This window comes from Mycolicibacterium alvei, assembly GCF_010727325.1.
GTDB lineage: Bacteria > Actinomycetota > Actinomycetes > Mycobacteriales > Mycobacteriaceae > Mycobacterium > Mycobacterium alvei.
The window spans coordinates 2,892,947-2,906,630 of the sequence record NZ_AP022565.1; the positions used below are offsets into that span (position 1 = coordinate 2,892,947).

At 63.7% G+C, this 13,684-nt stretch carries 12 protein-coding genes; 1 reads left to right on the plus strand and 11 read right to left on the minus strand.

The features are described 5' to 3' along the window. Nucleotides 1-14 precede the first annotated feature (14 nt). From G6N44_RS13920 to G6N44_RS13970, 11 genes are all read right to left on the minus strand, one after another. Entirely contained in the window at nucleotides 15-458 is a 444-nt protein-coding gene (locus tag G6N44_RS13920; RefSeq protein WP_308213877.1) for an Rv1363c family protein, read from the minus strand. A gap of 131 nt (nucleotides 459-589) precedes the next feature. After that, the gene (locus G6N44_RS13925) at nucleotides 590-1,210 is read right to left on the minus strand and encodes an Rv1363c family protein (RefSeq protein WP_163664864.1); all 621 of its coding nucleotides are present in this window, start codon (nucleotides 1,208-1,210) and stop codon (nucleotides 590-592) included. Between the two features lie 27 nt (nucleotides 1,211-1,237). Further along, nucleotides 1,238-1,759: a CAP domain-containing protein gene (locus G6N44_RS13930; protein WP_163664866.1), complete on the minus strand. Its 522-nt coding sequence runs from the start codon at nucleotides 1,757-1,759 to the stop codon at nucleotides 1,238-1,240. Between the two features lie 14 nt (nucleotides 1,760-1,773). Further along, entirely contained in the window at nucleotides 1,774-3,210 is a 1,437-nt protein-coding gene (locus G6N44_RS13935) for an MCE family protein (protein ID WP_163664868.1), read from the minus strand. Nucleotide 3,211: 1 nt separating this feature from the next. Then, nucleotides 3,212-4,354, minus strand: a complete 1,143-nt coding sequence (locus G6N44_RS13940; protein WP_163664870.1) for a virulence factor Mce family protein — start codon at nucleotides 4,352-4,354, stop codon at nucleotides 3,212-3,214. Next, on the minus strand, nucleotides 4,347-5,618 hold the full coding sequence (locus tag G6N44_RS13945) for an MCE family protein (protein WP_163664872.1): 1,272 nt from the start codon (nucleotides 5,616-5,618) through the stop codon (nucleotides 4,347-4,349). The genes G6N44_RS13940 and G6N44_RS13945 overlap by 8 nt, the downstream gene beginning before the upstream one ends. 3 nt (nucleotides 5,619-5,621) lie before the next feature. Beyond that, nucleotides 5,622-6,956 (minus strand): MCE family protein, encoded by a 1,335-nt coding sequence (locus G6N44_RS13950; protein WP_163664874.1) that lies wholly within the window; start codon nucleotides 6,954-6,956, stop codon nucleotides 5,622-5,624. Continuing rightward, nucleotides 6,953-7,981, minus strand: coding sequence for a virulence factor Mce family protein (locus G6N44_RS13955; protein WP_163664876.1), 1,029 nt, complete (start codon nucleotides 7,979-7,981; stop codon nucleotides 6,953-6,955). The genes G6N44_RS13950 and G6N44_RS13955 overlap by 4 nt, the downstream gene beginning before the upstream one ends. A 48-nt stretch (nucleotides 7,982-8,029) precedes the next feature. After that, complete coding sequence (locus G6N44_RS13960; protein ID WP_163664878.1) at nucleotides 8,030-9,460, minus strand: MCE family protein; 1,431 nt, start codon at nucleotides 9,458-9,460, stop codon at nucleotides 8,030-8,032. Nucleotides 9,461-9,468: 8 nt separating this feature from the next. Further along, nucleotides 9,469-10,278, minus strand: coding sequence for an ABC transporter permease (locus tag G6N44_RS13965; protein WP_308213881.1), 810 nt, complete (start codon nucleotides 10,276-10,278; stop codon nucleotides 9,469-9,471). Nucleotides 10,279-10,319: 41 nt separating this feature from the next. After that, the gene (locus tag G6N44_RS13970; protein WP_163669928.1) at nucleotides 10,320-11,057 is read right to left on the minus strand and encodes an MlaE family ABC transporter permease; all 738 of its coding nucleotides are present in this window, start codon (nucleotides 11,055-11,057) and stop codon (nucleotides 10,320-10,322) included. Between the two features lie 701 nt (nucleotides 11,058-11,758). On the opposite strand from G6N44_RS13970, the gene G6N44_RS13975 reads away from it, so the two are divergent. Then, nucleotides 11,759-13,669, plus strand: coding sequence for an amidohydrolase family protein (locus tag G6N44_RS13975; RefSeq protein ID WP_163664882.1), 1,911 nt, complete (start codon nucleotides 11,759-11,761; stop codon nucleotides 13,667-13,669). Nucleotides 13,670-13,684: the final 15 nt, after the last annotated feature.

The following is a 13,684-nucleotide window of genomic DNA, read 5'->3' on the forward strand; positions in this document are numbered from 1 at the left end:
GCCATCCACCGATCTCAGACCGGATCGAAGTTCGATATCAGCCAGTGTCCATCGACTTTGTCGAGGGACACCCGCACCGCCGAGGTCGTCGCGGTCGGCGCCCCCTTGTCCACCACAATCGATTGATTGACGAAGACGACAGCAACGGCGTGGCGCGGATCGGCCGAGACCACCGCCGCGGCCGGCACGGTTGCCACCGCCGAGATCTGCTTCTGTTTGGCGCCCGGCGCCACGACGTCACGGACAAGTGCGATGTAGGAGTCCTTGAACTTCCCGGTCAACAAGTCCTGTGCTGCCGTTAAGCTTTCGTCGACGGTATCGGGTTGATACGATAGCATCGCGACGGTGGAGTCGCGCGCGGTCTGCACCGCTTCGAGGCCGGCTGTCTGGGAATCTCGCACCGACGTGTCCTGCCATTTCAGGAATGCCGCGACCCCGGCGATCGCGAACGCGATCACCGGTAGCAGCCCTGAGGCGATTGCGCGCGACCAGCTGAACCGGCGGACCGTCCCGGTGCCACCGTTGTCGAGGCGATCCGTGCCTGCAGTGTCGTCGGAAGGCCGGCGTGCGCCGACGAAAAGGCCGGTGATCACGCGACAAACTCGACGTTGGAGACCTTTGCGTGGTCGTCCACCTTCTGGACCGAGATCCGCATCCGCCAGGCCCGTGGTTCCTGCTCCGGGACACCAGCGTTGGAGGTCTTCACCTCCACGGAGACGAGAATCTGAGCTGCATCGGCCGATGCTGATTCGATTCCGGCCGCGGTGACGGTACCCACCGATTGGGATCTGGCTTGCTTGACCACCTCGATGAACGGCTGTGAGCGGTTGGCGAAGTCGTCATAGAAACTTCCTGTCGCGCCATTCAGGATCCGTTGGACGTCACTGTCGGCGCTCTGCCAGTCGATCGTTGTCAGGTTCACCGCACTTTGCCTGCCGACCTGGAGGAACAAATCCCGCCGCGCCGCCTCATTATCGGACTGCTGAGTCCGGAAACCCAGCCAGCCTGCCAGCCCGGTCAGCACGGCAACGATCAATACACCCGTGAGCATCGCCGGCGCCACGGGCGAGGTCCAATATCTCAGCCACCCGGATTGCGCACTGCCGGACGCACCACCGGACGGGTCGACCTCCGTATCGGCGGCACTGCCGTCGGTCGGCTCATCGGTGGTCGCATCAACGTCGCCGTCTTCGGCAAGGCTCTCTTGCATACGTGACCTCCTAGGTGACGGGGCGGATCATGGTCTGGGGCGGTTCGCAGCGCTGTCGACTGGTTGGCCATAGACGGCAACGACGACGCTGCGGTCCAGACTGTTTTCCGACCACACCCCGATCGCGACGTTGCGGCAGTTCTGCATGATCGCCAGATAATCGGGGTTGTAATACCACTGGCGAATCAGCTCGATACCGCTGATCGCGAGTGCTGGATTGATGGCTACGGTTTCGGCGACGGTTCCCTGGTATCCCGCCGCGGCCGCCCGGTCCTGTGGCGTCGACCCATCAGATCCAATGTCGGCGCTGAGATTTCGGTTGTTGAGCACATCCTGGGTATGCCATTGCGCTGCCTGCCGTAACCGGGGGTCGTTTTTCAACTCGGTGCGGCATCCGGCCTGCCGCGCGACCGTGTACACATTGGCGATGACACCGTCGTTGAGGCGCTTGTTGTCTGCCTGCGCTGCGGGCGCAGGCAGCACGATCGCGGCTGTGGCGGCCGAGATCGCAGCCAGCGCAACAACCGACGGTCGGAACTCGATCATCATGGAAGAGATTCCCTTCACTGCGGCGGCATGATCAACGATTGCCAGGTCTTCTCCTGCGCGGTCCGACCGAGGTCGGACTGGGTGTAGACCTTTCCGTCCGGACCGACGTAAGTTCCGGTGTCCGGGTTGTACGGCGTCACCGCCAACAGTGGCGGCGGCGCAGCCTGCGGCTGCTCGCCGGGCCCCAGCTGGGGAATCGGCTGTCCCGACAGGGTGGCGTTGGGGTCGCCTTTCCAGTTGAAGCCGTCGTTGAGCGGAACGTACGTCTCGTCGCTCTCACACATCGCCGCCGTGGGCGCTCGCTTACCGGGCTTCGTTTCACACGGAATGTTCTTCGCCCCACGGACATTGAACGCAGAATCCTGCGGAACTCGGCAGTACAGGTCACCGGCCGGACGGTCCGGGTAGTCGACGTCCGACGGCGTCCGTTGCTGCTGCGTCGGCAGGAACCCGGTGGTGCAGGGTGGTGGCAGATTGACGTTGAGGTTGAAGCTGAGATAGGCGCCTTTGTAATCCTGCTTGGTGTCCTTGTTCGCCACGCCGGCCGCCTGCATCGTAGCCGCACCTTGGGGCAGCAGAACCAATAGCTGTTCCAGTCCGGCGCGGTAGGTGACCGCAACCTGCCCGAGGCTGACCAGGTTCGCCAACAGCACCGGCAGCGTGGGTCGCATCCGCTCGAACAGTTGGCGGCCGGCGTCGGCGGCGGCCGGACCGTCCTGCAGGATGCCGCGGACGGCAGTGTCGTTGGTCTTCAGCTGCGAGGTGATCGTGGCCAGATGCGCAGCGGCGGCCTGCACCGAATCGGCGGTATCTGTCTGGGTATCCAGCAGCGCTCCACCGTTGTCGATCAGGTTGGTGAACGAGTCCAGATTGGCGCGCGCATCGATGGCCAGCGAAGTCGCACCGTCCACGATGCGGGACAGTTCGGGTCCCAGCCCACCGACCGCGGTGTAGGCCTCGTCGACCGCGGTGTGCAGGTTGTCGCCCGGAATGGCCTGCAGGCCACGGTTGGTGGCATCGAGCAGGTGGTTGATGTTGGGCGGCACCGATGTGCGATTAGCTGGAATGACGTCACCGTCCTTGAGCGGCGCGGAGCTGCCGTTGCGCGGCAGCAACGCGATGTACTGCTCACCGATCGCGTTCTGGCTGTGCACGGCAGCGTCCAGATCGGAGGGAATCTTGATGTCCGACCGTAGTGACAACACGGCTTGAACACCCGCATCGGTCAGCTGCAACGATTTGACCTGGCCGACTTCGGTCCCTCGATAGGTGACATTGCCGCGCGGATACAGCCCGGCTGATTGGGGCAGTTCCACCCCTACCTCATAGTGGCCGACGCCGAACAACAGAACAGGCAGCCTGATGTAGCCCAGCGCCATCGTCAGGCCGGCTGCCAGAGACACCACCGTGAAAAGGGCGAGTTGGATCAGAATTCGACGACTCAAGATCATGTCAAGGGCCCTGATTCCAGTGGTAAGGAACGAGTATCGGGTTGCCGGCGGTGTAGGGGCTGGGCATCTGCCCGATGGTCCGTCCCCACTGCATTTCCAGTTCGGTCAGGTCGCCCTCCCATCGGGTGCCGGTGAACATCGCCGCATCCAGACGACTCAAGGTCATGTCGATGACGGCGGTCAGGTTCGCGTAGTCACCGCGAAACCATTTGTCCAGAGTCTCTTTCGGGAACGGGAAGGTGGAGAAGAAACTCAGTGAACGGGTCAGCGCCGGGCCGGCGTCGGCCAGTGACTTCAACACCGGGCCGATGGCGTTGAGTTCCTTGACGAGGTTTTCTTTCGTGCGAATGGTCGAGTCGGCCGCCAGTGCGCCGAACTTGCCGAGAAGATCCAATGCGTCAGCGAATTGCACGCGCTCATCGCGCAGTACCGCCAGCGCATCGGGGATCGCTTTGAGTGCCTTGTCGATTACCGGCTGCTGTGTGGCGAGTTGCCCCGTCACCCGGTTCAGGCTTTCGGTGGCGGCGATGATGTCACCGGTTTGATCGTTGACGTAACCGGCGAAGGTGTCCAGCTGCTCGATGAGGCTGCGTAGATCGGCTTCGCGTCCGGCGAAGGCGCGGCTGAATTCCCGGGTGATGTCTTGGATCTGACCGATTCCGCCGCCGTTGAGCAGTAGCGATATCGCGGCCAGGGTCTGTTCCGTGGACGGGTAGGCACCGCCTTGGGACAACGGGATCAACGATCCGTTGTGCAGTACACCCTGCGGAGGGTCAGAGGTCGGCGGCGCCAGTTCGATGTGTAACGAGCCCAACAGGCTGGTCTGGCCCACGGTTGCGGTGGTATTCGCCGGGAGGTGCACACCACCGTCGATACTCATGGTGATCAACGCGTGCCAGTCTTGCCGCTCGATCTTGGTCACGTTGCCGACCGTCACATCACCAACGCGCACACGGGAGTTCGGCTGAATGTTGTTGACATCGGGCAGTTGCGCCTGGATGGTGAACGATCCTGGCCCATCGCCTTGTGTACCCGGCACAGGTAGCGAATTGAGACCGCGCCAACTCCCGCATCCGCTGAGCACGGTTGCACCCAGCACCACGCACACCACGCTGCGGCTCAACCGCCGCACGACGCTACCCATGACCGCTCCCCGCCGGTGGCAGCATCATGCCCGCAAGGCCGGCGGCCGAGCCGCTCCGATCTGACACCGGCGGCGCGGTATTTCCGTTCGGCGGAATGTAGTCGGGGCGCATCCAGTCCTCGCTGTAGGTCACCTCGTTAGGGCGTGCGGTGGCGCCGACGAAGAGGTTCTCGCCGAAGGGGAGGAAGTTGTATTGCCGATTCTTGACGATCGGCGCGAGATACTGGACGCACAGTTTGGCTGATTGCTCAGCCCCCAGCCGGGAGGCGGCCTGCACGGCGCCGCAGAGGAAGCTGATCGGATTGGCGAAGTTCGTGACGTTCAGCGCTCCCGACAAGGTGCCCTGGGCGGGTTGATAGATGTTCACATAGTTCTGCAGGGTGCCCGGCGCGACGTGCAGTGTCTGCTTGATGTCCGCGAGGCTCTCGGTGAGCGCACTGGTGACCGAGGCCAATTTGTCCGATGTCGTGCCCAGGGTTTCCCTGTTCTCGCCGACAAAAGTCTTGACCTCGTCGAGGACACCGTTGATCGAGGCCACCGCGTCGGCGATCTCGGTGGGCTGGTTGGCCAGTAGCCCGGTGGTCGCGGCCAGGTTGACGTTGAGGTTGCGTAACAGATCACCGCTGGACTGCAGTGCCGAGACGAGGATCGACAGGTTCTTGACGGTGCTGAAGATGTCGGTGCTGTGATCGCCGAGAGCCGACATGGCCTGCGATAGTTTGATGACAGTGTCACGGATGGTTGGGCCCTGTCCGCGCAGGTTGTCGGCGGCGGTGTTCACCAACTCCCCCAATGTACTTACTCCACCGGGTTGAGTGGGTTGCAATGTCTCGGTGAGCCTTTGGAGCTGCCGACGGAAGTCGTCCCATTCGACCGGCACCGCGGTCTGCTCCTGGGGGATCACTGCGTTGTCGGCCATCCTCGGCCCGCCGGTATAGGCCGGCGTCAACTGGATGGCACGGGCGGTGACCAGTGACGGGGACAAGATGACGGCGTTGGCCCGTGCCGGAACCGGATAGCGGTCGTCGAACCAGAACGTGATCTTCGCTCGATCCGGCTGCGGTTCGATCCGCTCGATCTTGCCAACGGGGACGCCCAGGATTCGAACCTCGTCGCCGACGAAAATGCCGTTGCTGTTGTCGAAATACGCGGTCACCACGATCTTGCGGGTGAAGTCGGGAAGCCCGCGCACGATGACGGTGGTGCCGGTGATCAGCACGGCGATCAACACAAACGCCAGCCCGATCCGGGTTCGCTGTCGCACCGGTTACCGCCCTCCCTGGGTGCCGGACCCGGCGGGTGGCGCCGGTAACGGTGGCTGCGGCGGGGCCGCGGGCAGCTCAATCGAGGTCGGTTCCGGTGTCGGCGTGCTCGCCACCCCCGGCGCTGCCGGTGCCGGCGGTCCTGGCGGCGGTCCCCCTGGTGTGGGCGCCGGCAGCGGTTCACGGTAGGGGTAACGGGCATCGCCCGGCTTACCCGTGATCGCGTCGGGCAGTGTCATATTGGGTTCTCCACCTTGGCCAGTGCGCGGATAGGGAATCGGCAGGGCCGGTGTGCCCGGCTGACCGACTGGCGGATCGACACGTTGTGAGGGCAACAAGACATTGGGGTCGAGCCCGAGATCGGAGAATGCGGCATCAATGAACGGCTGGAGGATCTGCCCTGGTATGAGGTTGGCGATATAAGCCTTGAAGAACGGGCCTGAACCCACCGACTCTCCCAGCGACAGGGCGTAGGTATTAAGTCCCCTGATTGCCTTCTGCACGTCACTCTTGCGGTTCTCGACGAGTGCCAGGACGCCGTTGAGTTTGTCCAAAGACGGTCTGAACGTCTGCTTCGTATCGTCGATCAGGCCTCTGATCTGGTTGGCGGCTGCAGCGATGTTGGCTGAAACCTGGTCCAGTGCAGCGCTTTGGCTTTGCAACGCCACCAATAGGTCATTGGTGTTCTTGATCAGCCCGGCGATCTGGTCGCCCCGCTCGGCAAGCACCGTGGAGGTTTTGTTGGCGTTGGCCAATAGTGTTCGAAGCTGGGTGTCACGGGTGTTGAGCACCTCGGAGAAGCGAGCGACGCCGGCCACGGCGGCTTGGACGTCGGGTGGGGTGTCACGGAAGGTTGTGGCCAGAACGTCAAGCGACTGCGAAAGCTGGTCGGTGTTCAATCCGCTGATCGCCGCGCTGAGGTCCCCCATCGCGTCGGGCAGTTGGTAGGCCGATGTGGTGCGTTCCAGCGGGATCGGACCTTGCTGTCGGCCGTCCCCACGGGGGCGGATCTCCAGGAACTTGTTGCCCAGAAGACTTTTCGTCTTCACGGCGGCTTCGGTGCGGTCGCCGATCCGCAGCGTGTTGGAGATGGTGAACGTGACCAGTACCCGCGACCCATCGAGAGCGATGCTGTCGACCTGACCGACAGGACTGCCCGACACCTGGACCGAGGCTCCCGAGGTCAGTCCACCGGCCTCGGCGAAATAGGCCGAGTAGTGCTTGTCGTGATTGATCAGTGGCAGCTTGTGGTAGTTGAGGATGGCCACGGCTGTACCGGTCAGCAGCGCGATACCGATCAGGCCGATGGTCACCGGGTTTCGTTCGCTGAACAGTTTCATCTCGGCGTACACCTACCCGTCGGTTGACCGGCGAGTTTGATGTAGACCGGCTGCCCGCCTTTGCCGTTGACCTTGAGCACGATGTCGCACAAGTAGAAGCTGAAGAAGTCGCCGTACATGCCCTGTCGACTGAGGATCTGATAGGCGTGCGGCAGCGTCTTGAGGAAATCATCGAGATATTCGTGATCGGCCACGACAATCCCGCTGGCGCGGTCATTCTCGTCAATCACCGTGCTCAGCGGTGGCCGCGCCTGGGTGAGCAGGTCAGCGATCGAACCTGCCGCGGAGTTGCCGTAGGACACGGCATTGGCCAGGTCCCCCTTGCGATCGGCCAGCGTCGCGACCAGCTCCGACAGCGATTCGACGCCTTTGGCGAATTGGCTGCTCTGGTCGCCCAACGAACCGAGGACGATATTCAGATTGCCGATCACCTGACCGATCAGCTGATCCTTGTCGGCCAAGGTATTGGTCAGCGCTGCGGTCTGGTCCAGGAACGATCCGATGGTGGCACCTTGGCCCTGAAACGCGCTGATGAGCTGTGTCGACAAGGCGTTGACCTGCCCGGGATCCAGCGCGCGAAACAGCGGCCGGAATCCGCCGATGAGAGCGTCAAGGTCGAGCGCCGGCGAGGTACGAGACAGCGGAATCGTCTGCCCGCCATCTAGTTTCCTTGACCCTCCGGGCGCTTCTTCCAGCGCGAGATAGCGACCGCCGATCAGGTTGTCATAGCGGATGACGGCGCGGGTGCCCTCGGTGAGAACCACCGAATCCTCCACCCGGAATGTGACGTTGACCGTCGTGTCGTCGTTGATCGTGACCTCGGAGACCTTGCCCACCTCCACGCCCGCGATTCGGACGAAATTTCCCTTCTCCAAACCGGACACATTGCTGAACAGGGCGTTGAAGGTGGTGCCTCGGTCAAAGCGCAGCTGCCCGAAAATGACGATCAAAGTGAACGCTCCGAAGAGGGAGACGGTCACGAAGACCACCAGGCGCCAGGCTGCGCCTTTGAGGTTGTCTCTCACAACGGTTGTGCGCCTTCCATTCTCGGTGCGTGCGTACGGTCGGTGGGGTCAGGGCGGTGGCGGCAGTAGGGTCGGTCCGAGCTGGGCCGGAACTGGCGTCACGAAAGGTTCCGAGCCGGGCGGTGGGGGTTCGGGTTCGCGCGGCTGCCCCGGTGGGGGCGCTGCGGGAAGACCCGGGTACAGCGGGGTTCCGTCGGGGGCGTACAGCTGCGCACCGTACGGCGGTGCGCCGGGATATGGCACCGGCCCCGGAGCGGGGCCACCCTGGTTACGCAGACTGGGCGGTTCGGGCACGCCCCGGGTGACCGGGAAGTAGTTGGCCCATCCGGGGAAGCCGATCCCCGGGTTGGGGCGCAGGTCCAGGCCGGTGCCCCAGCCGGTGTCGGTGATCAGCTGGCGCTGCGGCCAGTTCTCGGAGACGACCGGCAGAGAGCCGCACCCCGGCTTGCCGCCCGGGCCGCCCTTGGCGCCGGTGATCGGCAGGTTGTCCGGAAAGCGATAGGGGTCGTCGCCGAGCATGAGCGTGGAATCGACGACGAGCGACTTTCCGTTGCCACCCGCCATCTCGTAGCCACCGTCGTCGAGGAAGTGCTTGCCGCCCAACAGCATGCAGGTGAATGACGGGTGGTACTTCAGCAGCAGATCGGTGGTCGGCGCGGTGACATCGACGGCGTCGACCAGCGACTGGGTGACCGGAGCCAGCAGGTTGATGCCGCTGGCGGAGAAGCCAGCGAGGTTCAGTAACAGCGAGTCGAGGGCTCTGGCGTTGTCGACAACGCTTGTGCCGATGGTGGTTGCGGCATCCAGCACGGTCACGATGTCGTCCGCGGCGGCGTCGTATGTGTCGGCAAATCCTTTGAGAGACTTCCAATCCCGCCGCGAGGTTTCGGCGCGCGGATTGAGGGAGTGCAGGACTTGGTCGGCGTCGGTGATCGCGTGACCCATGCGCTCGCCTTTGCCGCGCACGGCGTCGCCGATCGCGGTCAGCACCGCGTTGAGTTTGGACGGGTCGATCTGGTGAATGACATCGACGAGGCTTTGAAAGACCGTGTTGACTTCGGTGCTGACATTCGATGAGCGGATCACCGCGCCGGCCGCCAGGCGCTGCGAGCTCGGATCGGCGGGGTAGACGAGTTCGACGAATTTAGCGCCGAAGGCGGTGGTGGCCTGAATCTGGGCCCCGACGTTGGCCGGGATGTATTTGATTTGACCGGGGAATATGTCCAGCTGGAGGCTGAAATCGTCGCCTCCGTTGTCGATTGTCCGCACCCTACCGACCTGGATTCCCCGCATCTTGACCTTGCTGCCCGACTCCATCACCAGACCGGCACGGTCAGCTGTGAGGGTAACCGGCACAGCGCTGTTGAAGCTGCGGGTGAAAAGCGCGGCGATCAGAAACACCATGGACACGACGGTCACCAACATGATCAATGTCCACCAGCCAGGATGCAGGCGGCGTTCACCGGGGCGGGGTTCCATCTCAGCGCCTATCCGGACAGGGTGAAGTTGCCGGACTGGCCGTAGATGGCCAGTGCTGCACCTACACACACGTAGGTGGCCGCGATCAGGGAGGCCCGCACGGCCCGGCCGACTGCTTCACCGACGCCGGCCGGTCCGCCGGTGGCGGTGTAGCCGTAATAGGTATGCACGAGCATGATGACGATCGCCATCAACACGGCCTGCAGAAACGACCAGATCAGATCAAGCGGATTGAGGAAGGTGTTGAAGTAGTGGTCGTAGACGCCGGCTGACTGTCCATAGATGACGGTGGTACCCAGCCGGGCTGCCGTGAAAGAGCTGAGCACCGCCACGCAATAGAACGGCATGACGACAACGACCCCGGCGATCACCCTGGTCGACGCCAGGTAGGCGATCGAGCGGATGCCCATCACCTCGAGGGCGTCGATTTCCTCGCTGATTCGCATGGCGCCGATCTGGGCCGTTGCCCCGGCACCGATCGTTGCGGCCAGTGCAATGCCCGCCGTCAACGGCGCAATGAGGCGCACATTTACAAACGCCGAAACGAATCCGGTGAGAGCCTCCACCCCGATGTTGGCCAGCGAGTCGTATCCCTGTACCGCGATCAACGCTCCGGTGGACATGGTCAGGAATCCGACGATGACGACGGTGCCGCCGATGACCGCCAGCGCCCCGGTGCCCAAACTCATCTGTGCGATCAACCGGATGATCTCGGTCTTATAGTGGATGAGCGCGTCGCCGGTCGACCGCAATGCCGTTCCGCAGAACTGGGTTTGGGTACCGACGTTGTTCCAGCTGTCGGCCCACCGGCGCAGCATTCGCTGCAGCCGCTGCTGCTGTCTGCCGGCCATGGCGGTCGTCATTTGGACACCTGCACACCGACTGCGGTGGCCAGCACGTTGATGAAGAACAGCGCCATGAACGAGAACACCACGGCCTCGTTGACCGCGTTCCCCACTCCCGCGGCCCCACCGCCGACCGATATCCCCTTGTAACAGGCGATCATTCCGGCGGCGAACCCGAACAACGCCGCCTTGACCAGGGCCACCAGCACGTCACTGAGGCCCACCACGAGCGGGAGTCCGGCGATAAACGCTCCGGGCGAAACATGCTGAAAATACACCGAAAAGAGGTATCCACCGCTGAGGCCGACCAGGGTCACCAGCGACGACAGCAGCAGCGCGACCACCGTAGCGGCCAGCACCCGCGGTACCACCAGCCGCTGCACCGGGTTGATCCCCAGCACACGAAGCGCGTCGAGCTCCTCGCGAATGGTGCGCGAACCCAGGTCGGCGCACATTGCGGTGGCGCCGGCCCCCGCGATAACCAGCACCGTCACAATCGGCCCGATTTGGGTGACCGCCCCGATCGCGGCACCGCTGCCGGAGAAATCGGCCGCGCCGAACTCGGCCAACAAGATGTTGAAGATGAACGTCGTCAAGACGGTGAACGGTATCGACAGTGTGAGTGTCGGCATGAGCGACACCCGCGTGACAAACCAGGCTTGTAGGACGAATTCGCGCCATGCGAACGGCGGCCGGAAGAGCAGCACCATGGTGTCAAGTGCCATGGCGAAGAAGCTGCCGAGTTCACGCATCGGCTTGACCGTGTTGTTCCAGGTGACCAAGACCAAGCCTCGCCTCTTCGAAGTATGCCGGTACTCGCGCCGATGCGGCGGTCCCGCTGGCAAGTAATGACACACGTAACTACAACTGTGACACGGTGTCAAGGATTATGTTTCACTTGTTGTGCGAGGCTACGGCACGTTTACCGGCCGCCGCGGGTTCGGCCATCGAGCGAGAACTGATTCCGACGGTCAGGCACAGGGAATCGGCAACTCAACACGGCCCCGCACGGGATGGCCACGACGCCGGTGCGGATGCCCGCTGGCAACCGCCCCGAAAAACTTGCCGGCCACGGCGCGACAAAGAAGATGGAGGCAGTCCCTTTTGGGCTCTTCTGAACCTCGCCAGGCGGTGCACCTTGACTTTGAGCCGGAATTTTCGACAACAGGCTGCACTTTCGCCACAGCGCCCCTCAGCGCCGCTCAGGGCCGTATCTAGCGGACAGGTCACGAAATGCCGACAATCGGTCCCGGTCGGCATCTCCGCCTGTACCGCCCGGGTAATCTCGGCGACTGGGTGACCGCTTCACCCGCAGAGACAATGGTTTTCGGCTTCAACCGCAGCGTGCTGCGTTCGCTAGAAGGGGAGCTTCCGACGAATGAGGCCGGCTGGTCCGCGCATGGGCAAATTCCCGGGGATCGCAAGCACCAGAAGGCCATTGAAACCTCTGGCGGTGCTCATGGCAGTGGTGCTGACCGCCGCGGCGGCCGGGCCGGCCATGGGTTCGGCCGTCGCCGACCCCACCCAGACCCGCTACTCGCTGGTGAACGGGTGCTACCTGATCGACACCCCGACCGGACCGGTCGCACCGGCCGCCGGGCCCTACCGGATGCACGCAACCGGACTCGGTGAGTACCTCCTCTACGGCCGGAACCAGCAACTGCTCAACGCCACGCTAGGTTCGGTCAACACCCTCAGCACCCCGTCGCTGACCTCGGTGTGGCAGGTAGACGGTTCTGGCGCAACCGGTTTCACGCTCACCAACGCTGCAACCAAGCTCAGCGGAGCTGTCACCTTCGTGCCGGCGGCCGGGTGCGCGGAGTACCCCGAGGCTGACGACGGGACCACCGGCATGCCGGGGCCGAGCGTCGCCCCGGACGGGTCGATCGTCGGAACGATCGATACGCATGTGCACGTCACCGCCTACGAGTTCATGGGCGGTAACTTCCACTGCGGACGGCCCTGGCATCCCCTCGGCGCGCCCTACGCGCTGCCCGACTGTTCCCAGTACCGCGGCGGCACCAACGGCCTGGTCGCCAGTTTCCTCGACTACGGCGAACCGTTCCACGCCACCGACACTCGCGGTTGGCCGACCTTCCGCGACTGGCCCAGGCCGTCCGTGCTCAGCACCGAGGGCACCTACTGGACCAGTATCGAGCGGACCTGGAAAGCCGGCCTGCGCATGATGACCGTCGACCTGGTCGACAACGAATCACTGTGCATGCTGATGACCAGCCGTCGAAACCAATGCAACGACATGACTTCCGTGCGGACCCAGGCAGCGAGCCTGCGCGCACTGCAGGACTACATCGATGCCCAGGCCGGCGGGCCAGGGCAAGGGTTCTTCCGCATCGTCACCGATCCCGCCTCAGCGCGCCGGGTCGCCGCATCCGGCAAGCTCGCCGTGGTGCTCGGTATGGAAGTGTCCGACGCGATGAATTGCGGTGTGGTGCTGGGCGTGCCGAAATGCGGGCCGGGCGATGTCGACCGCTGGCTCGCAGAACTCCGGAATCTCGGTGTCAGTAGCTTCTTCCCGATCCACAAGTTCGACAACGCGTTCGGCGGCACCAAGATGGACAGCGATGCCACCGGCCTCTTGGTGAACGCGGGCAACTTCATGCAGACCGGCACATTCTGGAATGTCCAGTCCTGCACCGGTCCCGAACACGACAACACTCAGCCCTCGGTGCCGCTGGCCGGCAACATCAATCAATTCCTGGCCAGGCTCGTCGGACCCCTGATCGGCGGTGCATCGCTGCCGCTCTATGCCCCAGGGCCCCACTGCAACGTCCGCCGTCTGACAGCGATGGGCAATTACCTGATCAACGCCATGATGGACCAGGGCTTTCTCATCGAGGTCGACCACCTGGACGAGGTCACCGCCGACGAGGTCATGAGCATCATCGAACGGCGGCAGTATCCCGGCGTGGTGTCCTCGCACAGCTGGGGTTCAGATCGCACCATCCAACGTGTTTACGCCGTAGGCGGTTTCGCCACCCCGTACGCCGGTCCAGCCGCAAGCGCCATCGGCGCGTGGCGCCAATACCGGGCCATGCCGCGCCCGAGCTCGGACTTCGGTTTCGGCTTCGGTTCCGACATGAACGGCCTGGCACCCCAGGGCGGGCCACTCGGCGCCGGCGTCGTCACGTACCCGTTCACCTCACACGACGGTCAGGTGACATTCGACCGGGAACGTTGGGGCGAGCGCACTTTCGATATCAACACCGATGGCACCGCCACCTACGGCAGCTACGCGGACTGGCTCGAAGCGATCCGCGTCCTCGGCGGGCCGCAGATCATGACCGACATGTTCAACGGCGCGGAGGTCTACCTGCGGCTGTGGGAACGGGTGCGAGGCGGATAGCTCACCGGTTTCTAC

What these genes read in the sequence shown, in the direction of transcription:
- G6N44_RS13940 (WP_163664870.1), bottom strand. Translation starts at nt 4,354, where the DNA reads ATGGGTAGCGTCGTGCGGCGGTTGAGCCGCAGCGTGGTGTGCGTGGTG.
- G6N44_RS13925 (WP_163664864.1), bottom strand. Translation starts at nt 1,210, where the DNA reads ATGCAAGAGAGCCTTGCCGAAGACGGCGACGTTGATGCGACCACCGAT.
- G6N44_RS13935 (WP_163664868.1), bottom strand. Translation starts at nt 3,210, where the DNA reads ATGATCTTGAGTCGTCGAATTCTGATCCAACTCGCCCTTTTCACGGTG.
- G6N44_RS13950 (WP_163664874.1), bottom strand. Translation starts at nt 6,956, where the DNA reads ATGAAACTGTTCAGCGAACGAAACCCGGTGACCATCGGCCTGATCGGT.
- G6N44_RS13930 (WP_163664866.1), bottom strand. Translation starts at nt 1,759, where the DNA reads ATGATGATCGAGTTCCGACCGTCGGTTGTTGCGCTGGCTGCGATCTCG.
- G6N44_RS13960 (WP_163664878.1), bottom strand. Translation starts at nt 9,460, where the DNA reads ATGGAACCCCGCCCCGGTGAACGCCGCCTGCATCCTGGCTGGTGGACA.
- G6N44_RS13965 (WP_308213881.1), bottom strand. Translation starts at nt 10,278, where the DNA reads ATGCTGCGCCGGTGGGCCGACAGCTGGAACAACGTCGGTACCCAAACC.
- G6N44_RS13970 (WP_163669928.1), bottom strand. Translation starts at nt 11,057, where the DNA reads ATGCGTGAACTCGGCAGCTTCTTCGCCATGGCACTTGACACCATGGTG.